The 26,160-nt window shown below is 40.2% G+C and carries 25 protein-coding genes and 1 tRNA gene; 18 read left to right on the top strand and 8 right to left on the bottom strand.

The window, feature by feature from the left end; genetic code table 11:
* The first annotated feature begins 148 nt into the window (after window positions 1-148).
* Window positions 149-3,049 (top strand): hypothetical protein, encoded by a 2,901-nt coding sequence (locus SATMO3_RS29815; RefSeq protein WP_371375075.1) that lies wholly within the window; start codon window positions 149-151, stop codon window positions 3,047-3,049.
* 24 nt (window positions 3,050-3,073) lie between these two features.
* Here the strand turns inward: SATMO3_RS29815 and SATMO3_RS29810 are convergent, their stop codons facing one another.
* The 3 genes from SATMO3_RS29810 to SATMO3_RS29800 all read right to left on the bottom strand — a co-directional run bounded on the left by SATMO3_RS29810 (window position 3,074) and on the right by SATMO3_RS29800 (window position 4,951).
* Entirely contained in the window at window positions 3,074-3,952 is an 879-nt protein-coding gene (locus SATMO3_RS29810; protein ID WP_371381789.1) for an IS3 family transposase, read from the bottom strand.
* Window positions 3,949-4,239, bottom strand: a complete 291-nt coding sequence (locus tag SATMO3_RS29805) for a transposase (protein ID WP_371372588.1) — start codon at window positions 4,237-4,239, stop codon at window positions 3,949-3,951. Before SATMO3_RS29805 ends, SATMO3_RS29810 begins: the two co-directional genes overlap by 4 nt.
* Before the next feature lie 208 nt (window positions 4,240-4,447).
* Window positions 4,448-4,951, bottom strand: a complete 504-nt coding sequence (locus SATMO3_RS29800) for a hypothetical protein (protein ID WP_371375072.1) — start codon at window positions 4,949-4,951, stop codon at window positions 4,448-4,450.
* A gap of 204 nt (window positions 4,952-5,155) precedes the next feature.
* Here SATMO3_RS29800 and SATMO3_RS29795 point away from each other — a divergent pair, with 204 nt between their 5' ends.
* The 10 genes from SATMO3_RS29795 (at window position 5,156) to SATMO3_RS29750 (ending at window position 16,278) form a co-directional block, all read left to right on the top strand.
* A complete protein-coding gene (locus SATMO3_RS29795; RefSeq protein WP_371375070.1) occupies window positions 5,156-6,391 on the top strand; it encodes a DEAD/DEAH box helicase family protein in 1,236 nt (411 codons plus the stop codon).
* Between the two features lie 791 nt (window positions 6,392-7,182).
* Window positions 7,183-8,691 carry an IS21 family transposase gene (gene istA / locus SATMO3_RS29790; RefSeq protein ID WP_371371065.1) on the top strand — a complete coding sequence of 503 codons (1,509 nt, stop codon included), beginning with the start codon at window positions 7,183-7,185 and terminating at the stop codon, window positions 8,689-8,691.
* Complete coding sequence (gene istB, locus SATMO3_RS29785; RefSeq protein WP_371371064.1) at window positions 8,688-9,425, top strand: IS21-like element helper ATPase IstB; 738 nt, start codon at window positions 8,688-8,690, stop codon at window positions 9,423-9,425. Before istA ends, istB begins: the two co-directional genes overlap by 4 nt.
* A gap of 645 nt (window positions 9,426-10,070) precedes the next feature.
* A complete protein-coding gene (locus SATMO3_RS29780; RefSeq protein ID WP_371375068.1) occupies window positions 10,071-11,030 on the top strand; it encodes a site-specific integrase in 960 nt (319 codons plus the stop codon).
* Window positions 11,031-11,383: 353 nt separating this feature from the next.
* The gene (locus SATMO3_RS29775; RefSeq protein WP_371375066.1) at window positions 11,384-12,379 is read left to right on the top strand and encodes a hypothetical protein; all 996 of its coding nucleotides are present in this window, start codon (window positions 11,384-11,386) and stop codon (window positions 12,377-12,379) included.
* A gap of 299 nt (window positions 12,380-12,678) precedes the next feature.
* Entirely contained in the window at window positions 12,679-12,867 is a 189-nt protein-coding gene (locus SATMO3_RS29770) for a hypothetical protein (protein WP_371375063.1), read from the top strand.
* 110 nt (window positions 12,868-12,977) lie between these two features.
* Entirely contained in the window at window positions 12,978-14,171 is a 1,194-nt protein-coding gene (locus tag SATMO3_RS29765; RefSeq protein WP_371373815.1) for an IS256 family transposase, read from the top strand.
* A gap of 505 nt (window positions 14,172-14,676) precedes the next feature.
* Entirely contained in the window at window positions 14,677-14,958 is a 282-nt protein-coding gene (locus tag SATMO3_RS29760; RefSeq protein ID WP_371375060.1) for a hypothetical protein, read from the top strand.
* Window positions 14,959-15,043: 85 nt separating this feature from the next.
* Window positions 15,044-15,970: a hypothetical protein gene (locus SATMO3_RS29755; protein ID WP_371375057.1), complete on the top strand. Its 927-nt coding sequence runs from the start codon at window positions 15,044-15,046 to the stop codon at window positions 15,968-15,970.
* A gap of 229 nt (window positions 15,971-16,199) precedes the next feature.
* A tRNA-Arg gene (locus SATMO3_RS29750) sits at window positions 16,200-16,278 on the top strand.
* Between the two features lie 156 nt (window positions 16,279-16,434).
* Here SATMO3_RS29750 and SATMO3_RS29745 read toward each other — a convergent pair.
* Window positions 16,435-17,628 carry an IS256 family transposase gene (locus SATMO3_RS29745; RefSeq protein WP_371373815.1) on the bottom strand — a complete coding sequence of 398 codons (1,194 nt, stop codon included), beginning with the start codon at window positions 17,626-17,628 and terminating at the stop codon, window positions 16,435-16,437.
* A gap of 331 nt (window positions 17,629-17,959) precedes the next feature.
* Here SATMO3_RS29745 and SATMO3_RS29740 point away from each other — a divergent pair, with 331 nt between their 5' ends.
* Window positions 17,960-18,586 carry a class I SAM-dependent methyltransferase gene (locus tag SATMO3_RS29740; RefSeq protein WP_371375054.1) on the top strand — a complete coding sequence of 209 codons (627 nt, stop codon included), beginning with the start codon at window positions 17,960-17,962 and terminating at the stop codon, window positions 18,584-18,586.
* 243 nt (window positions 18,587-18,829) lie between these two features.
* Here SATMO3_RS29740 and SATMO3_RS29735 read toward each other — a convergent pair whose 3' ends face one another.
* A complete protein-coding gene (locus SATMO3_RS29735; protein WP_371375051.1) occupies window positions 18,830-19,207 on the bottom strand; it encodes a hypothetical protein in 378 nt (125 codons plus the stop codon).
* A gap of 274 nt (window positions 19,208-19,481) precedes the next feature.
* Here SATMO3_RS29735 and SATMO3_RS29730 point away from each other — a divergent pair, with 274 nt between their 5' ends.
* Window positions 19,482-20,102 (top strand): LysE family translocator, encoded by a 621-nt coding sequence (locus SATMO3_RS29730; RefSeq protein WP_371375049.1) that lies wholly within the window; start codon window positions 19,482-19,484, stop codon window positions 20,100-20,102.
* A 357-nt stretch (window positions 20,103-20,459) separates the two neighbouring features.
* Here the strand turns inward: SATMO3_RS29730 and SATMO3_RS29725 are convergent, their stop codons facing one another.
* The gene (locus SATMO3_RS29725; RefSeq protein ID WP_371375047.1) at window positions 20,460-20,609 is read right to left on the bottom strand and encodes a hypothetical protein; all 150 of its coding nucleotides are present in this window, start codon (window positions 20,607-20,609) and stop codon (window positions 20,460-20,462) included.
* A 465-nt stretch (window positions 20,610-21,074) separates the two neighbouring features.
* Here SATMO3_RS29725 and SATMO3_RS29720 point away from each other — a divergent pair, with 465 nt between their 5' ends.
* Window positions 21,075-21,473 carry a hypothetical protein gene (locus SATMO3_RS29720; protein ID WP_371375044.1) on the top strand — a complete coding sequence of 133 codons (399 nt, stop codon included), beginning with the start codon at window positions 21,075-21,077 and terminating at the stop codon, window positions 21,471-21,473.
* A 553-nt stretch (window positions 21,474-22,026) separates the two neighbouring features.
* On the opposite strand, the gene SATMO3_RS29715 is transcribed toward SATMO3_RS29720, so the two are convergent.
* A complete protein-coding gene (locus tag SATMO3_RS29715; protein ID WP_371375042.1) occupies window positions 22,027-22,188 on the bottom strand; it encodes a hypothetical protein in 162 nt (53 codons plus the stop codon).
* A 586-nt stretch (window positions 22,189-22,774) separates the two neighbouring features.
* Here SATMO3_RS29715 and SATMO3_RS29710 point away from each other — a divergent pair.
* Window positions 22,775-24,403 (top strand): sensor domain-containing diguanylate cyclase, encoded by a 1,629-nt coding sequence (locus SATMO3_RS29710; RefSeq protein ID WP_371375039.1) that lies wholly within the window; start codon window positions 22,775-22,777, stop codon window positions 24,401-24,403.
* 68 nt (window positions 24,404-24,471) lie between these two features.
* Here SATMO3_RS29710 and SATMO3_RS29705 read toward each other — a convergent pair whose 3' ends face one another.
* Complete coding sequence (locus SATMO3_RS29705) at window positions 24,472-24,921, bottom strand: hypothetical protein (protein WP_371375036.1); 450 nt, start codon at window positions 24,919-24,921, stop codon at window positions 24,472-24,474.
* Window positions 24,922-25,123: 202 nt separating this feature from the next.
* On the opposite strand from SATMO3_RS29705, the gene SATMO3_RS29700 reads away from it, so the two are divergent.
* From SATMO3_RS29700 to SATMO3_RS29690, 3 genes are read left to right on the top strand one after another with little or no spacing between them, the layout of a single operon-like run.
* Entirely contained in the window at window positions 25,124-25,387 is a 264-nt protein-coding gene (locus SATMO3_RS29700; protein ID WP_371375033.1) for an SDR family NAD(P)-dependent oxidoreductase, read from the top strand.
* Entirely contained in the window at window positions 25,317-25,877 is a 561-nt protein-coding gene (locus SATMO3_RS29695; RefSeq protein ID WP_371375030.1) for an SDR family oxidoreductase, read from the top strand. The genes SATMO3_RS29700 and SATMO3_RS29695 overlap by 71 nt, the downstream gene beginning before the upstream one ends.
* 22 nt (window positions 25,878-25,899) lie before the next feature.
* On the top strand, window positions 25,900-26,022 hold the full coding sequence (locus tag SATMO3_RS29690) for an SDR family oxidoreductase (protein ID WP_371375027.1): 123 nt from the start codon (window positions 25,900-25,902) through the stop codon (window positions 26,020-26,022).
* Window positions 26,023-26,160 lie beyond the last annotated feature (138 nt).

The following is a 26,160-nucleotide window of genomic DNA, read 5'->3' as shown; positions in this document are numbered from 1 at the left end:
AATGGCAGCGTGAACGACTAAGCGAAGGGACGAACTATAGATAATCTATAGTCGAAGCGATAGTCTGAGCATGTGTATAACCTAAAAAGAAGCACATGAGTACAGCAGAAATGACTGTATCCTTTTGTTTATCAAAAGAGTAACAATATTGAAGTTCCAGGTTGGTAAACTTGCCGCCCTTGCTACGAATATGCAAGAATATTTGCGGGTGCTTAATCTTTCGGTTAACAGTGCAGGTTCAACAGATAACCAAATAGCATATCAATTAGATACTATCAGCAGAAAAGCAACTACTGTCAAAGCTGACATTGAGGAATTATTTATGGGAATCGGTCAATCTGGCTTAAGTTCTTACATAAAGGAATGGCTTAACGATACCCATAACTTTATTACTGGTCTACAGCAGATACCACAAGAGGTATGGAGTGTTACCGGGAGTTTTGCTAAGTGGTCAGTACTGCTTTATGGTGTAAAAACAGCATTAACATTCCTAACTAATTCTATGGTTAGCTTAAGAGCAGCCAAAGTAGCCAATGTAGCAATAACTACTGCAGAAACAGTTGCTTTAACTGCGGAAGGAACAGCAGCAGCCAGAGCAGCCGGGAGCATGGCAGCTTTAGGAACTGCAACGACAGTTGCTTCAGGTGGACTTAATCTATTGATTGCAGGTTTAATTGCAGGGGGAACTGTATTAGCACTTTACAGTACTTACACAGGAGAAACTGCAAATGCTCAAGAGTTAGCAAACCAAAAGGCCGCTACAGACATTGAAGTAAAACAGCAGCAACTAGTCCAAATGCAATATCAAGCGAATATCTTGTCGACACTAATCAAGGCTTATCTAATGCTTGCTGAACAGTTACAGTCTACAAATCTAACTGAAGCGCAGCGTAAGGAACTATTGGCACAACAGGGGGAAGCTGAAAAAGGACTTGTTGCTATTGTTGGTCAAGCTGGACTTGAGCGCATAAAGACTTCCAGTAGTATTTCTGAGGCAATCGCTACAGAACAGAAGAACCATAAGGAATCTACAGATAAGACACAGGGGAACATTAAAGGTCTGTTGGATACTCAATATAAATTAGCGTTAGCAACGAATGAGTATGCTATGAGTAGAATTACCGCAATACAAAATGAAGCTGATGCATTTGAGGAAGCTGCAGATGCCATAGGGGAAGCTCTTGGGAGAATCAGCAAATTCATGTATAAATACTATAGTAATAAAAGTAAGTACCTGAATAATCTCGCTGAAGGTCAAATAAAGGATGAATGGAAAATCGCAGGTATACAAGTACCTGAAGGGCAGGACATAAGTCAGGTTACTAGTCAAATCAGCAAAGAAGCAGCGAAAGCTCAAGCAGAAGCAGACAAGATCAAAACAGAAGCTCTTGCAACATGGGTAAGCAAAGGTAAAACAGCACTTACTCAATATAAACTACAAGAGCCTAAACCTATGGGGGCTGGTGGTGGTGGTGGAACAGTAGATACTGAAGAAGGTAAAAAGAAAAAAGGTTCAAACGGAACCGGCAGTAAATATGCACCAGATAGTTCTGATGAACTCTTTAGGCTACAAATGGCACGTGAGAGTAATGCCTTATATAATGACCTTAAGAGAACCAATGATGAGTATACTAGTAGTATTGATAAGCTCAACCTAAAGGAAGAAGTTTTTGGCATAAACAGCGAAACTGTCGCACAGAAACTGCAGCTTATGAGCCAGCATACTAATGAACTAATCGCAAGAGCTATGCAGATGTCATCATTGGCCTCTGATTATGAAGTACAAGCGGATTCTATGGTCAACACCAATAATGAACTACAGGATCAGCTAGAGAAACAACGGTTAAGTTGGCAGGGGATGACTAAAGAAGAAAAGGCGGCATTCATTCAGGCCAATAAAGAGTATGTTCAAGATGAACGTACATTGTTAAAACTATTGGAACTTGCAGACCAATTACGTACTAAAGCGGCAGATACCGCAAAGCAAGCTAATTGGTCTGCTATTGATACTACGAAATATACTATTTCATCTGCAGAGCGGCTATACAGCAGTGAAAGGTCAAAGTTAGGATATCAGCAAGAACATGACATTTTTACTTTGGGTGATTCGCCTACAGATGAACAAAAGAGAATTATTAACCTTAAGTATGCAATGGAGGAACTTGCGCTAGCTGAAAAGAGACTACAGGAGATTAAAGATAGTGACCATTCACCAGAAGACCTTTTAAAGCAACAGCAGGAAGTAGATAATCTTACGAAAAAGGTAAAGAATCTAAAGGATAGCTGGTCAGGTATTAGGGGGCAACTAGCGGATATTACTACAAGTCTTATTGTCGAGGGTGATAGTTGGAAAGACATTTGGAAAAACCTTTGGGGCGATTTAGCAAGGGAGGCTATACAAAGGCTTATGAAGGTTCAAAATGTACAATCATCATTATTAGGCAATATCCTCGGTATATTCAGCGGTAAGTCTGGTAGTGCTAGCGGCACATCCTCAAGTTCCCTATTCCCTTCTTCTGTCAGTGTCTTAAATCCTATTACCAGTTTAACCTCAAGCACTACTGCAGCAGCAACAGCAGGCAAAAAGGGTATCGGTAAGCATGCCGCAGGTGGTGTCTTTAATGTTCCCCATGTTGCTGCAATATCTGAAGATGGCAGTGAGGAAGCTGTAATCAACATTAGTAAGAACGATGACAAACAAAAGTCATATCTAAAGTATGCTGCAGATAAAATGGGTGTTGACTTAAGTCCCTCGGGTGGTTCTTATGTCCCATACTTCAAGGATTCATCTTTAGCTACTCAACCAGTGACCAATGTTCAATTGCAGCAGAGCCAGGAGCATATAGTTGAACTACAGAGGGCTAATGAGCTTATGATGCAGCAGAATCAGATGATACTTGCGATGCTCAATAGTGGGGCAGGAAATACTGTAGTAGCTCCTATAGTAACTCAAGTAACTGCTGAACAGGTTGGAAAGGTACTTATGAGTAATCCAGAGATATTAACAAATTTGCTTAATAGAGAAAGGTCATTAAATAGGTGGAGGTAGAGGGGCAAAATGAACCATATTGGCTTACGCGGACAGATTAAATGGCGAGTTTCTTCTGATCTCGTAGCATAGCGGCGAAATGCCCCCTAAGGAACTATGCCTTCTGCGGGTATTGTAATAGCTGATCCAGGCCTCGATACTGGCCGCAGCCTGTCCAATCGTAGCAAAGGACCGTTTTTTTACATGCTCCACTTTTAAAAGCCGGAAGAAGGATTCCATCGGGGCGTTATCATAGGGATTGCCTTTCCGGCTCATGCTGCCAAGGATGTTATGTTCTTTCAGCAAGTCTTTATGCTTATTCGATGTGTATTGACTGCCCCTGTCGGAGTGATGGATGAGACCTTCAGCAGGTTTTTCTTTTACAATGGCCATCCTAAGCGCTTTACAAGCAAGGTCTGCTGTAGGGCGACTGCCCAGAGCCCAGCCAACTATTTTGCGTCTGGCTAAATCTAAGACACAAGCTAAATAACACCACTGGCCGCCCACCCGGATATAGGTGATGTCAGCCAGCCACACTCTGTTTATTTCTTGCACCTCAAAGTTTTGCTTTAACAGGTTGTCAAAGGCTTGTTCATTCGGGTTTGCTTTGGTGGTTTGCGGTTTGTATTTGCTTTTGATCTGGGCTTTGATGCCATGAACATGCATGATTCGCTGTACTTTGCTGCGCCCGATGATAATCCCTTTGTCGTTTAGTTCTTCATAGACCTTTTGAACGCCGTAATTGTGATCATGCTCTCGTTCAATCTGACGAATATGAGCCACTACTACATCATCCCGGTCACCGGCTTTCGGGCAACCGGCTTTTACCCAGGCGTAATATCCGCTTCTGGATACCTTTAAAATGCGGCATAAATCGCTAACAGCATAGTGGGTGCGGTAATGGTAGATAAACGGATATCTTATTTGCTGTTTTTGGCGAAGTATACCGCTGCTTGCTTTAAAATAGCGACTTCGCTCTCTAGTTCCTTAATGCGTCGTTGTGCTTTACGGATTTCATCCTCATCGGGCTTGAGATTTCCTGATCCGGGAAAAGCATGTTCTGGATCACTTTTATATTGTTGAATCCATTTATAGACCGTATTTTCGTGAATTCCTAGTTCCGCTGCCAAACTGGGGCAGGTTCGAGTTCCACTTAGATAGAGTTTCACGATATCTTTTTTGAACTCTGCATCAAATCGCTGACCTTTCATGTTGGACACCTCCTGGCTTTATTGTACCAGCCATTCTTGATGTCCGCAAAAGGCATTACGGTTCAAAATATCTCTCTCCCTTTATTCATTTATGGAAGAAGACAAAGTATATTAATGTAGAATTCACCAGAAAATGTATAAGGGGCATACTTTGATTTAGTATAATAGAGTAATAGAATAAGGGAGGCTAATGCCTCCCTTATTTATACTATTTTGGATTGTATTCTATGATTTTAGAATTTCCAGAGGGGAAATACGTTAGCGTGTTTTTGTAAGCTCCTGTTGATAAATCACCGCTAAAGCCAGCAATATAATGTTCAGCCAAAATCTTATTATCAGCTTCGGTAGGATTTAACTTGGCTGTAACCCATTTTTGATAGTGAATTTCTAATGCTTTCTTATCGTCAAAAAAGTCTACAGAAGTCTTAGAACCATGTTCTTTCACAAGTTTATTTATAATAGCATGAATATCTTCTTTAGTACTATCTTTACTATAATCTCCTGGTTCGATTAGTACGTATAAATTTATTCCTTTATCAAAACGCTTAGTTTTTACAGTATAGATAATTTCATAGGGCTTAGTTTTAGTTTGGTTTTCTTGAATATTTTTCGTTTGTTGAGTATTTTGTACTGGCTTGTTTTCAGGTGGCTTTTCTCCGCAGCCGCTAATAACAAAGCACAATAATAAAGTTAGAATCGTAAGTATCCTCATAGATATTTCCCCTTCCTATACATATTCTTTGTAAAATTATACCATGAATGATACATTATATAAATTGATATTAGCTAATGGGTTTGATATAATAATTGCAAAGACAAGAGAAGTCTATCAAAGGACTTTTCTTGTCATTCGTCTTTTTTATAGGCTAAAAATAATCTTGACAATTAGTTTACGTTTTGGAGGAAAAGTATAGATATGATTAAGATAATCGACAGTATCATGGGTAGCGGAAAGACATCTCATATTATACAGGTGATTAAAGATAACCCTAATGGAAAGTATATTTACATTACGCCGTATCTTGCAGAAGTCCAAAGATTACAAGATAACTGTCCTGGTTTTGTTGAACCCGCAGCTAACAAACAAACAGGTGAAACTAAGTTATACGATTTGAACAGACTTCTAGAACAAGGTAAGAACATAGCGTCTACTCATGCATTATTCAAGCTAACAGATAAATACACACTGCAAGCATTACAAAAGCATAACTACACATTAATCATGGACGAAGTCCTTGAAGTAGTTACTACAGAAGGATTTAAGAAAGATGACCTGCCGAGTATACTTAAGCTAGAACTAGCACACATAGACAAGGATACAGGATATCTTGTTTGGGATAAAGAAGACTATAGCGGTGCTTATGATAGAGTTAGGAAACTATGTAAAACCAAGAGCGTAGCAGTAGTTGATAATAAGGTATTAGTATGGACTTTTCCCAGCATAATCTTTAATTACTTCAAGGAAACTTATGTTTGTACCTATATGTTTAACGTTAGTGTATTTAAGTATTATCTTGATTTAAATGAGTTGACCTATGATAAGTACTCAGTTGTTAAAGATAATGACAGTTATTGCTTATCAGACTATAATCCCAATGAAGACAAAAGCAACTTTAAAATAAACATTTACACAGGAAAAAAGAATGACATAGGTACTTATACCAAAGAAGGTAGGAAAGGTTTTTCATTATTATGTGGCAAATGGTTCGAAGGAGCTAACGGTGATAAACTAAAGGAACTTAAGAACAATATGGTTACTTATTTTAAACACGATTTAAACAATAGTCCTAGTGATAATAACCTATGGACTTGTGTGTTGGGTAACAATGATAAATTTAAGAAAGCCTTAAGTGCAAGTCCTTATACTAAAGGTTTTGCTCCTTGTAACTGTAGAGCTACTAACGAATACAGAAATAAGACCGCTGTAGCGTATATACCAAATAGATTTATGGATGTATATACACAAAAGTTTTTCCAAACAAATGGCATAAGCATAACCAGAGATGACAATAGACATTGGGGACTAAGTGAAATGCTACAGTTTATTTGGAGGTCAGCTATTAGAGATAGCAAAGAGATTAACTTATATGTTCCAAGTATGCGTATGAGACATGCATTACAAGAATGGTTAGGCGTACCAAAGGCTGATTAATATCCAACATATGATTTTTCTTCCGAAAAAAACGGAAGGAATTATAAAAAAAGCCAATGTTTTCAAGGGTTTCAAGGGTATAGTCCTTATATAAAAAAGGGGTTTAAAAGGTAGCTAACTTATCACTATATAAAGATTACCAGCAGGCCATTCAATGTATGATTTTTTCATTGGACAATCTGTTGATTGCTTTAGAGAACATAAGGGAGCGATAGATAGCTTAAGGCTACAATACAAGTAGTAAATCTTATAGTAATACCTCTTTAATGTCGGCCTAAAGGCCGAACTCGCTGCAGCGAGTTTAATCTATTCAATATATTATTGTTAAGTAGACTTTGACACGACAGTGGCAAAGTATTGTGTAGCGTAGCGGAACAATCAGTTATAGTTATACTTAAGATAGAACTTAAGGCCAACATCACCAATATATCAATCTACATATGAATTATTTTACATATGACTTGCTGATATGATTGATGGAGTCTTAAGTATAGGCTTAAGTATAACTATAAGATATGTCTATGGTTAGGAGTATGGGATCAGCCAGCCAAAGAAAAGCGCTTTGTCTGACTGATGCTTCGCATATTGGTGTAACTATTCAATAATTAATCTTTTATACTTGTTAAGCAATCTTTAAGGCGCAGCTGTAAATGGTAAACTAAAATACAGAGTTTTAAGCCAGTAGAACTACAAACTTTCTCGCCACAAAGCACACAGTTTTTCGCCAATAACTACACAGTTTCCAGTCAGCTGATACAATAGAAGCACGCTGAGTATGGAGGCTGCTAGAAATGAAGGGATATTCTGTGTATAGCAAAATACATCAACTAAAAGAACGCGGATTCCGAAAAGATACCGTGGCGAAAAGTCTTGGCATCAACTGGAGAACAGTGGACCGCTACTGGAATATGACGGTGGATGAGTATGAATCTAATGTCGCCACGGTCTGCAAGGTCAGGCTGCTAGACGATTACCAGGACACAATCATCAGCTGGCTACGGGATTATCCTACGCTTAGCGCAGCACAGGTTTGTGATTGGTTAAAAGAACACTACAGCGCGACCTTTAGCGAACGAACGGTCTCTCGGTATGTAAAGAACCTGCGGAATGAGTATGATCTGCGCAAAGCACTCAATCAACGAGATTATGCAGCTGTTCCTGAATTGCCAATGGGGCAGCAATTGCAAGTAGACTTTGGCGAGAAGTGGCTGAAAAATGTAGACGGTGGCCGCATCAAGGTCTATGCTGCAGCTTTTGTTCTGGCACATTCCCGTTTTAAATATGCCGAATTACAGAGCCGCCCCTACACCGCTTCGGATTTGGTGCGAGTATGTCACCAATGCTTCAGGTATATGGGCGGAATGCCGCAAGAGATGGTTTTTGACCAGGATAGTATCGTTTGCGTGGCAGAAAATGCCGGTGATATCATACATACTTATGAATTTGAAAAACTTCGGCAGGAGTGCAAACTGAGTATTTATATGTGCCGTGGTGCTGACCCTGAAAGCAAGGGGAAGGTGGAAAGCACCGTGAAATATGTGAAAGGCAATTTTCTGGAAAACCGGCTTTACGTGGATGATGATATTCTAAACAGCAGCTGCCTGGATTGGTTGGAGCGTACCGCAAACGCAAAAATTCACGGAACAACAAAGCGTGTGCCTGCCGAAGTATTTGCCGAAGAACGGGAATACTTACGGCCGCTGGTCGATTGCGCAGAAAATAACGGCGCTCACCTATGTAGAACTGTCCGCAAGGACAATACCGTTATTTATGACAGCAACCGTTATTCCGTTCCACTTGGCACTTACAATGCGCAAAAAGAGGTTTGTATTGTGCCCAAAGATGGCATTTTATACATTCAGACTGTATTTGGCGATCGCATTTGCCAACATCGCATTTCCAACGGTCGGGGTCTGCTCATCCAAAGCAGAAGCCACCAGCGCGACAGAACCAGCTCTCTGAACCAGATGCAGGTTGCACTGGGTACGCTTCTTCTTGCCAAGGCGGATGACTTTCTCCAAACGATCCGTACAGAGAAATCCCGGTATGCCAGAGATCAATTTAAGCTGATCCATACGCTCTGCGACCAATATGCTGTAGACGCTGTCCTGGAAGCTGTAGGTTTTTGCCAGTACAGTAACCTTTACAGCGCGAATTACATAAAAGACTATCTGGAACACAATGCCTTTAAACAACCCCAGCCGCCAGAGTTGCCCCTTCCGATGAGCAATGCAAAGTATCATGTGACAACGCAAAAGCGCTCGCTTGATGTCTATGCCAAGGAAAGTGGTGACCGATGATGATGCGGCCAATTGACCGGGTAACTGGACTACTTTCTGATTTACGCATGACTCCCGTGGATTTTGAAGCACTTTTTGCAGGTAAAAATTCACTAACACCCGTGGAGAGTGTAGAACTGTTTTTACTGGAACAGCAACGGCTTCGAGTACAAAAACAGAATCTGCTACGCCGCCGCAGAGCAAGCCTGCCTGCTGAGAAAACCATGGATTCTTTTGATTTCGGTTTTCAACGCAGTGTTTCCAAGGAACAGATGTTGCGGCTAAGTGATATGACGTGGGTTGAACAAGCATACAATGTTTGCTTGTTGGGGCCTCCCGGCGTTGGTAAAACCCATCTTGCTTTGTCCCTGGCGGTGAAGGGGCTGAACTTGGGTTATGCAGTGGCGTTTGAAACCTTGGATACCCTTATGAAGATTCTAAAAACGTCCGAAATTTCCAGAGCCAGCAAACGTCGACTCAGATATTTAAGTAAGGCTGCTCTGGTGATTGTTGACGAAGTTGGGTTTATGCCACTCTCCCCGGCAGAGGCTAATTTATTCTTTAGCTTTGTGTCTTCTATGGCCGAGCGTACTTCGATGATTATTACATCAAACAAAGGGTTCGACGAGTGGGCTGAGTTCCTTGGCGATGCAACGATTACAACAGCCATTCTTGACCGCCTAATCCACCACTGCGAGATTATCAATATGACTGGTGACAGTTATCGCTTAAAGCACCGCAAAAGTATTACTTGAAAAACTCTGCACTTTGTGGCGGAAAACTCTGCATTTTGATTGACTGCTTACAGCAGCCAATGGCAGCGCGATAGCGATGACATTAACCTTATCTTAAGAACCCTATAGTAGCTACATGTTGAAACCCGCGAATATTAATTGTCGCGGGTCTTGTCATGTGTTTATTATAGATATCTTAAGTATATTCATAACATAAATCACCCATAGAATAGTTTTGCGCTCTTTATGCACGCTACCATCCGTATTTATAATAATTATGCGGTGTATAAGTGGTGACTGTATGATATAGAGGGACATAAAAAGTCCCGTACCATATGAAATCTATAGGCTTATACCATGCGCTGGACTATAGAAAACATATGGAAATCTGACGTTAATTAATGCATACGTATGAGTAATGCCTGAGAACCCATAGAAATACTAGGTTTACGAGAATTACATTATCTGTTAAAAGCGTAAAGGGTATTATTTGTACTTTTAAATATCTTATGTCCCTGCTCATGTATTTGGATGGGGATATTTTTTATTTTACAGCATAAAATCATTTGACTTTAGCCTCCTGATTTGGTATTATTTAGGTAGATTCTAACTTCCGATAATAGAAACTTATCGGAACTCAGAACGGCGATACAGGAGGTAAATCTAATGGCTAATTTAGTAGAGGTTGTCAACGGAATTTCATCGGAGGTACTTTTGGAAAAAGCTAAAAGTTATATTGAGCAATCCAAAGCAAGTAACACAGTCAAGTCTTATAAATCTGATTGGACTGATTTTGTTACCTATTGCTCAACTAATAACCTAAAGGCTTTACCTGCCGATGAAATGACAATCATTAAGTATGTAACCGAATTAGCCGAGAATAAAAAGGTATCGACTATCAATAGAAGGATCAGTGCAATTAGTCAGGCACATCAGGCAGCAGGATATAATACTCCTACACAGACATTTGCAATTAAAGCATTACTCAAGGGTATTAAGCGAGAGAAAGGCACAATGCCGGACAAGAAGCAAGCCGCTATTATTGATGATGTAAAGCTAATGCTTGGTACTCTTGGAGCAGATAAACTTATTGATATTCGTGATAGAGCATTGGTTCTCATTGGATTTGCTGGAGCTTTCAGGAGGTCAGAACTTGCGAGTTTAACTGTTGAAGATACTAAGTTTGATAGAAATGGTCTTACGATAACCTTAAGACACAGCAAGACAGACCAGGAAGGCCAAGGGATTAAGAAAGGTATACCCTACGGCAGTAATCCTGATACATGTCCCGTAAGAGCATTGCTTGATTGGTTGAATGCATCGGGAATAACTCAAGGTGCAATCTTTAGAAGTATCAATAGGCATAGTCAAGTACAACCTAATGCAATGACTGATAAGGCTGTCGCGTTAATCATTAAGAAACTTGCAGAGGCGGCAGGATTAGACGCTAGTCAATACTCAGGACATAGCTTAAGATCAGGCTTTATAACTACTGCTGCTGATTGTGGGGCAGACGAAAGAAGTATTATGAAGCAATCAGGACATAAATCTTTAGTAGTTATGCGGGGATATATACAAGACGCAACATTGTTTAAGCATAATGCAGCATCACAGGTAGGACTATAGATAGGGCAGGGGACTAATCCTCTGTTTTTTCTTTTGTATCGGCTGGCTATAGTACCCTAGGTGGGTTCTTATAGTCCGAAAGGCACTTTTCCTGACAAGGTAACGGGCGTATAATGAACGCTCAGTTTTAGCGCCAAAAATTCACCTGAAATATCTAAGGGTGTACAGGTGTCTTTTCTATAGGCTATTCGATAGGTAAGAACTAAAGGCAATCCTCTGAAAAGATTTTAGAAAAATTCTGCTGAAAATATATGTACCCTAATTTTGACAAAAATAGACAATAGAATACTTCTATGATAAAAAGTGAAATGCTTTTTTTCTGCAATGTATTTGTTTTGGAAGGGGAAATAATTTTGGGAATAGATTGGAATGCCGTGGGAGCAATAGGACAATGGGTTGGAGCCATCGGAACATTACTAGCGATCATATTCGCACTTCAACAAAATAAACCTAAACTAAAAATATTATTGCAAAAGAAACCGCCTTTTTATCCTAGTTTATCAAACTTTTCCTTAATATTTGTCGCCGTGAATCAAAAAGCAATCCCTATAAGTATTAAAGAAGCCAGTTTTAAGACTTGGGGAGGAATGAGATTAATTACATATAATTTCTTTGGTAGACAATTGCCAATTACTTTAAATACATCGGAAAGTATTGAATTTGAAGTATCTGATAATGAATTAATAAATGAATTAAAAAGTGTTAGTGATAGTAGTATAATTTTACTAAAGTTTTTTATTATGGATACTACATATTCATTTCAATATAAATACTTTTTTCTGGACATAGACAAAAAAGAAGTTTATCCGTGTTGGCAAATTTGGAAGTTACTTAAAAGCAAAAGAAATATTAGTAAGATACAAAAGGAAAAAACTGTTTCATCTAAAGAAGATTTAGAAAAACCAAAATATACTTTAAAGTTTCTATGGGTTGATATAGCAATATCAGGGTTTTATCTTATCATGATAAATTTTGCTTCATTGATGATAATATACTATACCCTTAGATTTATTGAAAGTTTGACTTATAACAATCAACTAGCAAATCCGACTGCATCAATAACAGGAATAACACTTATAGTATTGTTACCTATCATGCCAACCTATTTACTGTTTTATTTTTCAAAAGAGTATATAATTGAAAAAGAAGATGTCTTTAAGTTTGTATTCAATTTTATTGCTTTCGTAGCGGCACTTGTTTTATTAGCAGATAAGTATAATGAAAATGGAAAAATCGGAACTATTTTTTGGTCAAATGAGCATTTTTGGGGTATTCCACTAACTATGTTTTGTTTTCGAGTTTTTTTTGATTATTATTTGTTAAGAAATAAGACTTGTTATCAGAGGTGATAACTAATGCTTAACCGAAAAATACTCCTTATAACCTTCCTGCTGCTTCCCCTCAGTATTCCCATATGCTATGCCGAGAGGTAGTCTTTTGCTAATCATATTTAATGGTTTATCTGTTGATCTTTTGGCCGACACTGGTTATAATACTTTGTAGTTACATATAGTTTTACGGAGTTTGTTATGAGATACTTAAGATTGCTTAAGACAACTTTTATACATCGCTTGTTCGCCCCCAAGGTTTACGCCTTGGGGGTTTTAATTTTGTTTAAACACAAGAAAAAGCATAAGGGGGGTGCATAATGTTGACGGAAAATACAATACAAGTACCTAAAGTAAAACCGAAGGTAAGGCAACAGGTGAAGATCAAGAGAAAGAAGCCAAGTTTCGCATATACTATTGTAAAACTTAACGAGCCATCGCAAGAGGCAATCAAGGCATTAAGTGATGTAGTTTATAGGTTAATACTTGAGGGGAAGCTTAATGGATAATGTACAATAAGTTTCGCAAATTGAATTAAAAGAAAAAAGAGGACAAGTTTGCAGTCCAAAAGGTAAAATGAAGTCACCACACCACCATTTACCGAAAGGAGACTGCAAACATGTCCAAGGAAATTATACAGTTGAATGAGGAAATCATCAAGGGAGAATTGAAAGAACTGGTACGTAGCAGCGTGGAGGAAACGCTAAATAATCTGTTGGATCAGGAGGCTAGTGACCTGACGCAGGCTGCCAAATACGAGCGTACCGAATCTCGGCAAGGCTATCGTTCCGGTCACTACGATAGAAGTCTGACAACCACATCAGGAAATGTGACTCTCAAAGTCCCTAAACTCAAAGGGATTCCTTTCGAAACCGCAATCATTGAACGGTATCGCCGCCGGGAAAGCTCCGTAGAGGAAGCGCTAATTGAAATGTACCTGGCCGGCGTATCCGTCCGGCGAGTGGAGGATATTACAGAAGCTTTGTGGGGAACCAAGGTATCTCCGTCGACTATCAGCGAGTTAAATAAGAAAGCCTATGTCCATATAGAAGAGTGGAGAAACCGCCCCTTACAGGGCCAGAAATATCCCTATATCTATGTGGATGGAATTTATCTGCGCCGCAATTGGGGCGGTGAATATGAGCATGTGAGTGTACTTGTGGCAATCGCAGTCAATGAAGAGGGTTATCGTGAGGTTCTGGGCGCTGCCGAAGGTATGAAAGAGGATAAAGCCAGTTGGACAGAGTTCTTCAAATGGCTAAAAAACCGTGGCCTAACTGGTGTAAATCTGGTTATAGGAGACAAATGCCTAGGGATGTTGGAGTCGGTATACGACGTGTTTCCTGAAGCCAAATATCAGCGTTGCACCGTCCATTTCTATCGGAATGTCTTTTCAGTAGTACCTCGATCCAAAGTCAAACTAGTAGCTAAAATGCTTAAAGCAATTCATGCCCAGGAAAGCAAATCTGCTGCCAAAGAAAAGGCCAAACAGGTCGCTCAATCCCTGAGAGAAATGAAGCTCAAAGAAGCTGCCACTAAGATAGAAAACAGCATTGATGAAACGCTCACTTACACAGACTTTCCTTATGAGCATTGGACAAGAATTCGTACGAACAATGTGATTGAACGCTTGAACCGAGAAATTAAGCGCCGGACAAGAGTAGTCGGCACGTTTCCTGACGGCCAATCTGCCCTCATGTTAGTCTGCGCCCGCCTTCGTCACGTTGCCGGAACCCAGTGGGGCAGTAAAAAGTATATGAATATGAAACACTTAGAAACTACCGACCTTGAGTCGGGTTTTAGTGCTGACTGATTTTATTTAATATGGATTGCAAACGAATTTGCGAAACTATCTTGACGGTACCAGCTTAATGTATAATGATTCGAAAGTTACAATATTAGGAGATGAATAAAAAGTTGGATCAACAGAAGAAACAGAAGAAACAGAAGAAGAAATTTAGGTATATTATTATAGAAGAAAATGAGCCATCACCAGAAGCTCTTAGGGCCTTACATTTGGTTATCTACAATTGGATCATTGCTCATCCTGAATGCTGGAAATGATAGCAGTAAATCAATTATAGGGAGCGATTAGGTATAGAAAAGCAATCACAGCAAACGAAAGAATCTACTTACATTATCACTAAGAGAAATAAGCCATCTCTTGAGGCACGCAAGGCATTACATTTAGTAATTTATAATTGGGCTTTGGCACATCCAGAATACTTCGAATGATGAACCTGTCGATGAAGATTATTATTTTAAGCAATATCTAAAAGAGGAATCCAAGAATTCATTATAATGCTGGAGGATTACAAATGGAAAAAGCTATGTTTACTGCCAAGGAAGCTGTCACAGAATACTTTCAGGGAACCATAAGCTATACCAAGTTACTTCAGGATTTCAAACAAGGGAAAATACCTGGAGTAAAACTTAGCGCAAAACGCATCTTATTCCGCAAAGAAGCTCTTGACAACTGGATGAAGTCTATGGAGAAAGAGCGTGTATCTAAAGCTCATAAAGAATCATATGCTATAGACAAAGATAAATCTTTTGATAGATCAAAACCGCCTTACTTCAAGAGGGTTAAGGTGTTCTAAAGGCAAGCCCGTAATGGCTTGTTTTTTGTTTCTACAAAATATGACATAGAATGAAGGTTAAGATGAAACCAAGGATGGTGATGTTATGATATGTAAAAATTGCGGAGCAACTAATCAAGATGACTTTAATTATTGTTGCAAGTGTGGGCTTAAGCTTGAAAAAACGGAAGATATTAAAATTCCAAATGATACTGAATTACCAAGCGATAATTCACAGAATTCTAGACAATCGCTGCCATTTTTACGCATAATCCCAGGTTTTAGATCAAACACTTTTTGGAAAATGTTAGTAGCAACTACAGTGTATATTATTTTTGCAGTTGCACTAATATCTCCTACTATGAAAACATCATCACAATCTAATGAACAAACAACTGCAACAGCATTTTATCAGCAGATTGACGCCTTAAAGCGAAATGGTAATATTGACAAGGCAAAAAAGGTATACAGCGATATGAATGCAAAATATCCTAATTCACCAGAAACAACTAAAGCAAAAAATTTACTCTTTGGAACAGAAGCATTGACGCAACAACAAAAAGAAGAAATTGCTAAAGAGGAACAACGTAAAGCTGAAGAAGAAAAACGCAAGGCAGAAGAATCGCAAAAACAAAAAGAACAGCAGGAACAAGCTAAGAAGAATAAATTGCAATCTATCATTCGAGTTTCTAAAGTATTTACTAGTGATCCTAATAGTGCTGGTGGTGTAGATTTTAGTGTTATCTGGCAGAATACATCAGATAAAGTTATTAAATATATTGATTTTACTGTTGTCCCGTATAATGCAGTAAACGATACAGTCAAATGTACTATTAGGCGTTCGTCCGAATCTACGGGCAGAGTAACCGGGCCAGTTAACCCTAAGCAATGGTATGGTGAAGGATATCGATGGTCTAACGCTTGGTATAATAACACAATAGTACGGGCTGAGTTAATTGGCGTACGAGTTGAGTACATGGATGGAACAGTAGAGAACATAAGCCGGGGAGATATTAAGTCTGTGACGTATTGATGGCTAATTGGCTTTTATTTAATGGAGGCAGGTTCTCAGTGAGCCTGTTTTTGTTTTCCTTCTACAGTTACCCAATGATTAGCAATTGCTATTCAACAACAATCACATGAAATTCAGAAGTTATGATATAATATACACCAGGAGGTGGAGTGTCAGTTTCCTGCAGTTTATACTGCTGACAATACTATAGAAAATGCCTATGAACATAGGTGGAATCTAGTCTCAACATGCGTCCGTAGCTCAGGTGGATAGAGCGGTGGTTTCCTAAACCGCGTCTTGCGGGGGTTCGAGTCCCTCCGGGCGCACCATCTAAATACTACAATGGCAAGGCTTTGGAATTTAAGCCTTGCCATTTTTGTACGCGTATTTAGTGTTTTTTATGCTATTTGTATGCTATCACGCTTTCTTGGGAGGTACCGTCAAGATAGTTTCGCAAATTCGTTTGCAATCCATATTAAATAAAATCAGTCAGCACTAAAACCCGACTCAAGGTCGGTAGTTTCTAAGTGTTTCATATTCATATACTTTTTACTGCCCCACTGGGTTCCGGCAACGTGACGAAGGCGGGCGCAGACTAACATGAGGGCAGATTGGCCGTCAGGAAACGTGCCGACTACTCTTGTCCGGCGCTTAATTTCTCGGTTCAAGCGTTCAATCACATTGTTCGTACGAATTCTTGTCCAATGCTCATAAGGAAAGTCTGTGTAAGTGAGCGTTTCATCAATGCTGTTTTCTATCTTAGTGGCAGCTTCTTTGAGCTTCATTTCTCTCAGGGATTGAGCGACCTGTTTGGCCTTTTCTTTGGCAGCAGATTTGCTTTCCTGGGCATGAATTGCTTTAAGCATTTTAGCTACTAGTTTGACTTTGGATCGAGGTACTACTGAAAAGACATTCCGATAGAAATGGACGGTGCAACGCTGATATTTGGCTTCAGGAAACACGTCGTATACCGACTCCAACATCCCTAGGCATTTGTCTCCTATAACCAGATTTACACCAGTTAGGCCACGGTTTTTTAGCCATTTGAAGAACTCTGTCCAACTGGCTTTATCCTCTTTCATACCTTCGGCAGCGCCCAGAACCTCACGATAACCCTCTTCATTGACTGCGATTGCCACAAGTACACTCACATGCTCATATTCACCGCCCCAATTGCGGCGCAGATAAATTCCATCCACATAGATATAGGGATATTTCTGGCCCTGTAAGGGGCGGTTTCTCCACTCTTCTATATGGACATAGGCTTTCTTATTTAACTCGCTGATAGTCGACGGAGATACCTTGGTTCCCCACAAAGCTTCTGTAATATCCTCCACTCGCCGGACGGATACGCCGGCCAGGTACATTTCAATTAGCGCTTCCTCTACGGAGCTTTCCCGGCGGCGATACCGTTCAATGATTGCGGTTTCGAAAGGAATCCCTTTGAGTTTAGGGACTTTGAGAGTCACATTTCCTGATGTGGTTGTCAGACTTCTATCGTAGTGACCGGAACGATAGCCTTGCCGAGATTCGGTACGCTCGTATTTGGCAGCCTGCGTCAGGTCACTAGCCTCCTGATCCAACAGATTATTTAGCGTTTCCTCCACGCTGCTACGTACCAGTTCTTTCAATTCTCCCTTGATGATTTCCTCATTCAACTGTATAATTTCCTTGGACATGTTTGCAGTCTCCTTTCGGTAAATGGTGGTGTGGTGACTTCATTTTACCTTTTGGACTGCAAACTTGTCCTCTTTTTTCTTTTAATTCAATTTGCGAAACTTATTGTACATTATCTCTTGGGATCGTAAGAAGAGGGAAGTAGTCTATTTTCAGGCAGCCAGTAGCTTTGTTTGAAAAGAAGGTATCGGAAGTACTTCTGACGGGCTACAGGTAGCGGTTTTGAAAAATCATAGCCTATATTATGGTTATTCGTGGAAGGATTTATTTATATTATAAGGAACTTACTAATTGTTACCAGAAACTACCGTTTTTAATGGCGAGGGGAACAATTTGGTAGATAAGATACAAATGACAATTGCTGCGTATGACAAAAATTGCGGCAGTTACGCTGATAAATTTATGCAATATAACCCATATGTTACCCATGTCACGGAGTTTGCCAAGTTGTTGGGGAATGATTTTAACATACTTGATATTGGCTGCGGTCCTGGAAATGTTGCAAAACAGCTGTTTGCAGAAAAAGAGCTGACGATTACCGGAATCGATCTTTCGGCGGAAATGCTGGAATTAGCTAAAAGGAATGTTCCACAGGGCAATTTTCAGTTGCAGGATTCGCGTGAAGCAAATTTTCCACCGGAATCTTTTGATGCAGTCATGTTGTCTTTTAGTATTGTTCATCTGGAGAATGATGAAGCCAAGTTGGTACTGATGAATGTCGTTAAATGGGTAAGAAGGGGCGGCTATGTCTACTTGAGCTTTATGGAAGGGAGACAGCCCGGTTTTGAGACAACAAGCTTTTCCGAGCAGCCACTATATTTTAATTATTTTCGGGAAGCTGAAATCAAAGGTTTTTTGGAACAGCGCGGACTGGAGTGTATTCGTAGTGTGCGGCAGGATTATCCAGAGACAGATGGAAGCACTACCACAGATGTTTTTCTTTTTTTGAAAAAACGGTAGGAGAATCTTATGGATTTCTTCACCTTTCCAGTCGTTTTGCAAATCTCTTCAGGCGTGCAGGACCGGTAAATCCGAGCCTGTTTATTTTTATTTCAAGCCGTAAATCTTACTTATCTTTTTGGCTGTCTCACGGTCGTGGCCGGAAATAGCATATCCGTATAAACTTGACTGATGAGTTCAAGTACGAACGGGGTATTAGCACAAAAAGAGAGAAGTGGTTCAACCACTTCTCATCAGAGCTGCTTACCGGTTTTGATTTGGATTGTCTTGTGGATTCTGCAATTCGGGATTTATCGGTTTCTTTTCATCGTGCTTTTTGGGCGATACAGGTTTTTTTTCCTGATTATCTTTAGGGGGAAGAGGTTTCTTATCATCTATATTGCATTTTTCAGCAAATGGATGGTTTTTCTTACAGTTAGGGTCTTGGTGATGATTGGGATTCTTGCATTTTTCAGCATTGATTTTGGGATAATTATTCTGGTTTTGGTCCTGATTTTGAATAACCGGAGGCTTTTCCGGCAATTGATCATTTGGGGCGGCAAACGCGGACATGGTGCCAGCACCGTACACCATTGCTAATCCTAAAGTGAGAGATAAGACGGCTTTATTTTTGAGAAACATGTAATTCGCCTCTTTCAAATAATTATTTTAGTACCTTTGTCTGGTACGACTTTATATTAACAAGTGCATATTAAAATTATATTAAACTTAAAGCAGTCATTAATTACCATTGGTACATCCAAGCCGGTAAACACTTTGGATCATTGCGCCAACTGCAGAAATGGCAGGAGATGAAGGAGCGGACTTTCTTAAAAAATATTACTTCCCGTGCAAATACTACTCTTTTTAGTTATAATGTAGCAATAAAATAAGATTATATTAAGGGGGGATTTACATGGTGGGTATTATTCATTACGAAATGTTTCTTATTGCCTCAATCATTCTTAATATTACGCCGGGATCAGATACTATTTATGTTTTAAGTCGAAGCATTTCGCAGGGACGTATGACGGGTATTTACTCTGTACTGGGCACTAGTGCCGGTTGCGTAATCCATACTGTCCTTGCGGCGCTGGGATTATCTGTTATTTTATCACAATCCGCTTTGATTTTTATGTTGGTCAAAATAGCAGGAGCTGTCTACCTTGGCTATTTAGGTATTACCATGATATTTGCAAAAGAAAATTTTGCAGCTTCACAAACTAAAGAGGTAATGTCTAAAAAAGATACATTTTGGCAGGGGCTAATAATAGATGTACTTAATCCCAAAGTAGCTCTTTTTTTTCTCTCTTTCTTGCCACAGTTTATTGATCCGCAAAATAACTATGGAATTATTCCTTTTTTAATCTTAGGGATAACCTTCATAGTTACTGGTGCGCTATGGTTACTGTTTGTAGTATATTTTTCTTCCAAAGTAACCACATTTCTTCGTAAAAAGACTAATCTTATGAACAAGGTTTGTGGTAGTATCTATTTACTTTTAGGAGCAAAGCTTCTCGCTTCAGAAAAAAACTAAGGAAAATCTGAGATTTATCGGGTCTATTCTAAAAGGCAATACGTTATGCTGTGATAATGTATGAAAAATTTTAATCATTTGCATTTAAAAGATGAATTGGAAGCTTTATATTGTATGTAGTATAATTAGTTCCAAGAGTTACCAATAAAGTAACTCCTCTCCATTCGTTTACCTTTGCCGGTAAACGTTTTTTTTTGCCGCCCTGCTTTCCGGTGAAACTGCTTTAGCCACATCCTCCGGGATGCGGCTATTCAGCATGCGGCCAATTTTTCATAACTAATAATATATTATTTTTATTAAAAGCTAATAGAGGCGGGTGCTGCGTATGGGCTGCTACCAGCCGGTCCGCGGCATGGATTAAGAAGGCAACCAAGCATCGTCGCCGACGTCAGGTGGACCAGCCTCTATTTCTCTGGTTGTAATATTTTTATTTTTTAATTCTTTGTCCTTATCCAGGATAGGCTTTTTGTTTGGTGTATCTGATAAAACTTGGCTTTTATCAGTCAAGTAAACCGCCTCCAGAATTGCTTTTGGGATCCAGGTATTTTGGGTCGCCCAGGTTATGTTTTGTATTCCGGCAATTTCTATACCTGGTGCAAAGCTAGACAGGGGACTGAATATTTTTCCTTTTCTCATCGTATGACAGGGTTATGCGCGTTGTGTTCAGTTAGGATTGCATTATATGAACGTGCTAATTTCTGATCCAGTTATTTGCAATAACAGCCGTTTGAAGTTTTTCATAAATTAATTAAATGTTTTGTATCTTTCGCATTTATATAGGCAAAAAAAGCAATGGGATAGTAACTAGAATGGAAAGAACTATAGTGCTAAGTGGAATCAGAAGCAAAATAAGTCCCCCCGAATAAAATATATGGGGAGAACTATTTTCTATAGTTGTACTACGCAGGGATTAATTTTTTTGAGCAGAAGTTATTCCTTATGGCAATAAGTGAGAGGAGGCCGATTACTTTTATGAGTGTTAGCGTACAGCTGATTCAAATAGCCGGGGACACCTCTGTTGAAGTTTCTGGCATCAGTGAGGTTAGTGGAATATATCTTGAAAATAACGATGTGGAAATCTCAGTAGAAAGCTCAAAGGATATAGATGATAAAAGAATAAAGATATTTGTTAGAGCTAACAGCAATATAGGTTTTAGAACATTTTCTTTTGATATTCAAATCTTGTCGCAAAGAATTGCCTTATCTCAAATGGTCAATGGCTGTAAAGTAATTATTGTAGCTAACAGTATTGATGAGAATTTGATTGATCCACAGGCAATTAAAGCGTTATTGAGAAGAGAGGGAGGCATCTGGCTGGATGAACTTCCTAAAGAGGTTATTAGGGAAATAGTACAATGCTGCATCTGTTAGAAGAGCTTTTAGAGCTCTTTTTTCATACTTAAATAAAAAGTGAGAGTTTGTCCCGGCAAAATCTAAACATGGGCCGTACCCATGCTGGATTTTTTTGCAGTAAACCCATATTGGCGGCACTGATGCAACGAGTATTTAATCACCTTGAATTATTGGTCTGCGGAACAAACGCGGTGCGCAAGAAGTAGGATAGCACCACAGTGGGCTGCATATTCGAGGGGAGCATACAAACTGTGGATAGCAGGGTTGTTGCTGTGCTTGGCTTTCATCCTCACCCCAATCTATATATTCAGGCGTTTCCCATTTTGGCATAAGACGTTCCTCCCCAATGTATTTGTTACCATAATATGCTGCAAGTGATCAAGGGGTCCGTAGGAACTTAAACTATTGTTTGGCAAGAATGGTTTTTCAGCAAATTCCAAGAGGTGAGGATGAGTAAAACAGAGACTAGGACGGTGCACTCGCTCTGGGGTGCTGTGCGCGGCCAGGGAAGGCTTGTCTGGTGGTTGGGCAGTTTGTTGGAAGCCAGGGGATTATTCGAAAAAATTAGGAATTACTTACGATTATCCGGCGACTTAGCTGCTCCGCTATATTGGGCGCCGGCACCGGCAATACCGTCATAATTATCACTATTGTCACTGGCAAAACTTATCGGGCCTAAGAGAGCAACAAAAATAAAGGTAGGAATTAGTAAAATCATGACTTTAAATTTCATTGTTTATTTCCTCCGTTTTCCTAATTGTGGTTATATATTTAGGTTAGCACGCCACTATCAATCTGTAAAATAGATGCTTTAGATGAATATCATCTATATTAATGATTGGTGAAAAGACAAAAAAAGTATCCCCAGCATATCCGGACGCTGGGGATTTAAAGAAAAGAGAGGAGATTTAGACAAGGAATGTCTTTAGTAGCTTTCCCCGCCATGCGACATCTTATACATCAGGATAGAAAAGAAGTTGCGGCAAGTCATCCATGAGCTTAGGGTGAGGGGCATTGATGGCAGATTGATTATTAATAGATAATTAATGTTGACAAGCTGAGCTGAGTAATGTAATATTTAACCAAGGAAGCTTTTGCAGCTTTCGACTCCCTCCTTTTATTGAGAATAGATTCCTTTCGCCATAACCCTTTGCATATTGCAGAGGGTATCTTTTTACTTTCAAGAAGAACTCAAACCCAGAGGATTTTCAGTTGCCGTTTGGCCGGGGCATGTAATATTAGTGATATCTTTGCAGGAAAATGTGTTATCAGGACGAACTATACGAGTCTAATCACTATTTTCTAAGCAGGGGGTTGGCATGTCTTTAAGTCTCCGTAGCAGAGTTGTTATATTAATTATTAGCATAATCATCTTTTTGACTGCCATAGTCAGTATATTAATAAGTATCCGCGCCAGCGAAGATTTAAAAGCAGAGATTGGTACCAATCTTTCCAATACTGCATATCAGATGACTGATAGATTGGATCAATATATGTGGGGCCGGGCAGGCGAAGTCAGGATGCTGAGGGAGCTTGCTGAATTTAAGAATTTAAAGAATCAAACAGAAATGACTCGTCTATTAAATAAGATAAAAGAAAACTATCCTGCGTTTGCCTGGATAGGTGTAGCTAATCTGCAAGGGACAGTCATCGCAAGCACCGATGGCGTTTTAACAGGTCAAAGTATTGCCAAGCGGCCGGTATTCGTGGAAGGGATTAAGGATGAATTTATTGGTGATGTTCACGACGCTGTGTTATTAGCGAAGCTGCTGCCAAATCCGGGTGGTGAACCAATGAAGTTTGTGGATATAAGTCTTCCACTTAAAGACGGTAATGATAAACTAATAGGCGTTATCGCTGCGCATTTGAGCTGGTCCTGGGCTGAACAACTGGAAAAGTCGATGTTTAGTAAGCTGAGAGAAAGAAATAATGAAGAAATATTTATAGTAAGCAGTATCGATAATACAGTACTATTAGGGCCCAAGGATATGCTTGGGCAAAAACTCGAGTTAGACAGCGTAAAGCAGGCGCGGCTGGGTAATGTTGGCTGGACGCAAGAGACTTGGCCAGACGGAAAAGAGTATATTACCGGCTATGCAATTGGCGACGGATATTTGGATTTTAAAGGCCTGCAATGGACAGTACTGGTCAGAAAACCAACTGAAATCGCGTATAGCATTATTCACCGGATGCAAATGTTTATTTGGCTTGTTGGCGTGATATTTTCTGTAATATTTGCTTTTATCAGTTGGCGGATGGCTGAGTCAATCACTAAGCCGTTATGGGTATGCGCCAGAGTGGCAGATCGCATTCGTTTTGGCGGAAAGATTGATATCCCGAAACATAAAGGCATCAAAGAAGTGGAGATGTTAACAGACTCCTTAACAGAGCTGGTTAATAGTTTGTCACTTGCGGAAAACGAACGGAATAAAATGGAATCAATGGCGTTTCACGACCGGCTAACCGGGCTGCCTAATCGGACGGGCCTGGAAAATTTTGCAGTGAAAGCACTGGCCATGGCCAATCAAAAAGAATCAATAATGGCTGTTTTATACTTAGATTTAGACGGCTTTAAAAACGTCAATGATACACTCGGGCATTTGGCCGGCGACTTGGTCCTCAAAGAAGTTGCCAGCAGATTGAAAAAATGTGTAAGAGACGGTGAGTTTGTCGCACGGCTTGGGGGTGACGAATTTATTGCTATTTTATTTGTAAAAGAAGACATGAAGCAACGAATTGCCGGTGAAATTGCTAATAATATAATTCAGGAGCTTAATAAACCGTTTATTATGGATTGTGGTACTGCGGGTATCGGTTGTAGTGTGGGTTGTACATTTTGGCTTGGCAAAAGTGATGTTAAAAATGCTATCGATCTTGCCGATAAAGCATTATATGATGTAAAGAGGTCAGGAAAGAATAAAGTTATATTTACAGAGTCTATCAGTTAGGCGGCAATACTATAGCTTAAGCAAAGCGGCTGGCTCAATTCATATTGAGCCAGCCACTTGCTTTTAGCTTATCTTTCAAATTCTGTTGCAGTAAAGGTAATTGGGCCGATAACTCTGGCAGCGCTGCCGGCATCCGGCAGCTCGGCTGTGAGGAAGTAGGCGAGGCCTCTTAGTGACTTCAAGCCGGTATCAACATGAGTAAGACTGGTTACTTTTCCGCTGTCAGAGTCGCTATCCCCGCTATCATTTGCACTAAAAACCAAGCAACCTGTCAAAGGAGCGCCGCGCCAGATTTTAAATAATACATTGGTCCTTTCCAAATCAGTGCCATCGGTTACCGCCAGCCAGCCAACAGTTGCAGTTAATAGGGTAAAATCAAAATCACAATCGAAACGCAGGGTAAGAGATGCCAAAATCGTCGGTGTCGGCGACAAGGTTAACGGTATGCTGACACCGCCGGAAACATTATTGGGTAACACGCTAAATCTAAAATTTTCTATTGAGGTGCAATGACTCATCCGGGAATACCTCCTTAACTGTTCTTTGATAACATAATATGTATTGCCCGCGCAATTTGTTACAGAATAGGCGTCAGCGCCAGTGAGTACAGGCTTACGGCGTTTTTGTTTATAAGGTCTTGTTTTTTTTTGCAAGAAATAATGTGTAGTATTTATGTAAGCCGGAATATCTTATAGTAGGAACAAGTGCAGGAGTGATGTTATGTACCCTAAGTACCCCTATTTTGGCAAGGAGGAACAGTGTAAGGAGGGTCCTATCACTTTTCCGCCGCAGCACCAAGACCGTCAGCCCGGTATGGAATATCTTTTGGAGCCGCGGCCGATAGCGGAAAATCCTCACGCGATGGGGAGTTGTAAACTCCGGGACAAAGTTGCTGTTATAACAGGGGGGGGCAGTGGCATCGGGCGCGCCGTTGCCTATGCGTTTGCCAAGGAAGGCGCCGATATCTATTCCTTATCTGAATGAGCATCGTGATGCCGAAGAGACAAAAGCAAGGATCCTCGCATTAGGACAGCAGTGTATTCTTTTTCCGGGTGATCTGCGCAATGAATGCCAGTCGCATTATATTGTCGAGGAAACGGTGCAGTGCTTCGGCCGGCTGGATATCTTAGTTAATAATCACGGTGTCCAGTTTCCACAGAACTCTATTCTGGACATTTCGGCTGAACAACTGGATGCCACCTTTAGAACCAATATTTTTGCCTTTTTTTACATGATCAAAGCCGCCTTGCCGTATATGTGCCCCTACAGTTCGATCATTAATACCACCTCAGTAACGGCTTACCAGGGAGAAAAATGCCTTATCGACTACTCGGCGACTAAAGGAGCTATTGTTAGTCTTACGCGTTCGCTATCGCTATCTCTTACGCCTGCGCACATCCGTGTCAACGCAGTGGCCCCCGGTCCGATCTGGACGCCCGTTAAATCCTTCAAGCTATCCTGCGGAGCATATTAAAACTTTTGGAGCCGATACTCCCATGAAGCGAGCCGGTCAGCCGTTTGAAGTGGCGCCCGCGTATGTATATTTAGCAAGTGACGACTCCCGCTATGTATCCGGCCAAGTGCTTCATGTCAACGGCGGCACCATTACCGAGACATAGTTTCATAAACCAGTTTTTCTCTGACAATTAGCTAGCAGGTATCTAAGGAATAATGGCTGTCAATCTAAATGCGGTTCAAATTATTGCGACAGCAACTCCGATATAAGTGTTTAGGGTGTAGAGTTCCATACGAACAGG

The sequence above is a fragment of the Sporomusa aerivorans genome (assembly GCF_041428895.1).
Lineage (GTDB): Bacteria > Bacillota > Negativicutes > Sporomusales > Sporomusaceae > Sporomusa > Sporomusa aerivorans.
Note: the sequence above shows the minus strand (reverse complement) of the source record. Positions and strands in the feature narration are given on the sequence as shown.

Bases quoted from the DNA above. Each gene is read 5' to 3' on its own strand.
- SATMO3_RS29795 (WP_371375070.1), top strand. From the start codon at position 5,156: ATGATTAAGATAATCGACAGTATCATGGGTAGCGGAAAGACATCTCAT.
- istA (WP_371371065.1), top strand. From the start codon at position 7,183: ATGAAGGGATATTCTGTGTATAGCAAAATACATCAACTAAAAGAACGC.
- SATMO3_RS29755 (WP_371375057.1), top strand. From the start codon at position 15,044: ATGATATGTAAAAATTGCGGAGCAACTAATCAAGATGACTTTAATTAT.
- istB (WP_371371064.1), top strand. From the start codon at position 8,688: ATGATGATGCGGCCAATTGACCGGGTAACTGGACTACTTTCTGATTTA.
- SATMO3_RS29715 (WP_371375042.1), bottom strand. From the start codon at position 22,188: ATGAAATTTAAAGTCATGATTTTACTAATTCCTACCTTTATTTTTGTT.
- SATMO3_RS29710 (WP_371375039.1), top strand. From the start codon at position 22,775: ATGTCTTTAAGTCTCCGTAGCAGAGTTGTTATATTAATTATTAGCATA.
- SATMO3_RS29690 (WP_371375027.1), top strand. From the start codon at position 25,900: ATGAAGCGAGCCGGTCAGCCGTTTGAAGTGGCGCCCGCGTATGTATAT.
- SATMO3_RS29705 (WP_371375036.1), bottom strand. From the start codon at position 24,921: ATGAGTCATTGCACCTCAATAGAAAATTTTAGATTTAGCGTGTTACCC.
- SATMO3_RS29780 (WP_371375068.1), top strand. From the start codon at position 10,071: ATGGCTAATTTAGTAGAGGTTGTCAACGGAATTTCATCGGAGGTACTT.
- SATMO3_RS29730 (WP_371375049.1), top strand. From the start codon at position 19,482: ATGGTGGGTATTATTCATTACGAAATGTTTCTTATTGCCTCAATCATT.
- SATMO3_RS29805 (WP_371372588.1), bottom strand. From the start codon at position 4,239: ATGAAAGGTCAGCGATTTGATGCAGAGTTCAAAAAAGATATCGTGAAA.
- SATMO3_RS29800 (WP_371375072.1), bottom strand. From the start codon at position 4,951: ATGAGGATACTTACGATTCTAACTTTATTATTGTGCTTTGTTATTAGC.
- SATMO3_RS29765 (WP_371373815.1), top strand. From the start codon at position 12,978: ATGTCCAAGGAAATTATACAGTTGAATGAGGAAATCATCAAGGGAGAA.
- SATMO3_RS29735 (WP_371375051.1), bottom strand. From the start codon at position 19,207: ATGTTTCTCAAAAATAAAGCCGTCTTATCTCTCACTTTAGGATTAGCA.
- SATMO3_RS29770 (WP_371375063.1), top strand. From the start codon at position 12,679: ATGTTGACGGAAAATACAATACAAGTACCTAAAGTAAAACCGAAGGTA.
- SATMO3_RS29720 (WP_371375044.1), top strand. From the start codon at position 21,075: ATGAGTGTTAGCGTACAGCTGATTCAAATAGCCGGGGACACCTCTGTT.
- SATMO3_RS29700 (WP_371375033.1), top strand. From the start codon at position 25,124: ATGTACCCTAAGTACCCCTATTTTGGCAAGGAGGAACAGTGTAAGGAG.
- SATMO3_RS29745 (WP_371373815.1), bottom strand. From the start codon at position 17,628: ATGTCCAAGGAAATTATACAGTTGAATGAGGAAATCATCAAGGGAGAA.
- SATMO3_RS29760 (WP_371375060.1), top strand. From the start codon at position 14,677: ATGGAAAAAGCTATGTTTACTGCCAAGGAAGCTGTCACAGAATACTTT.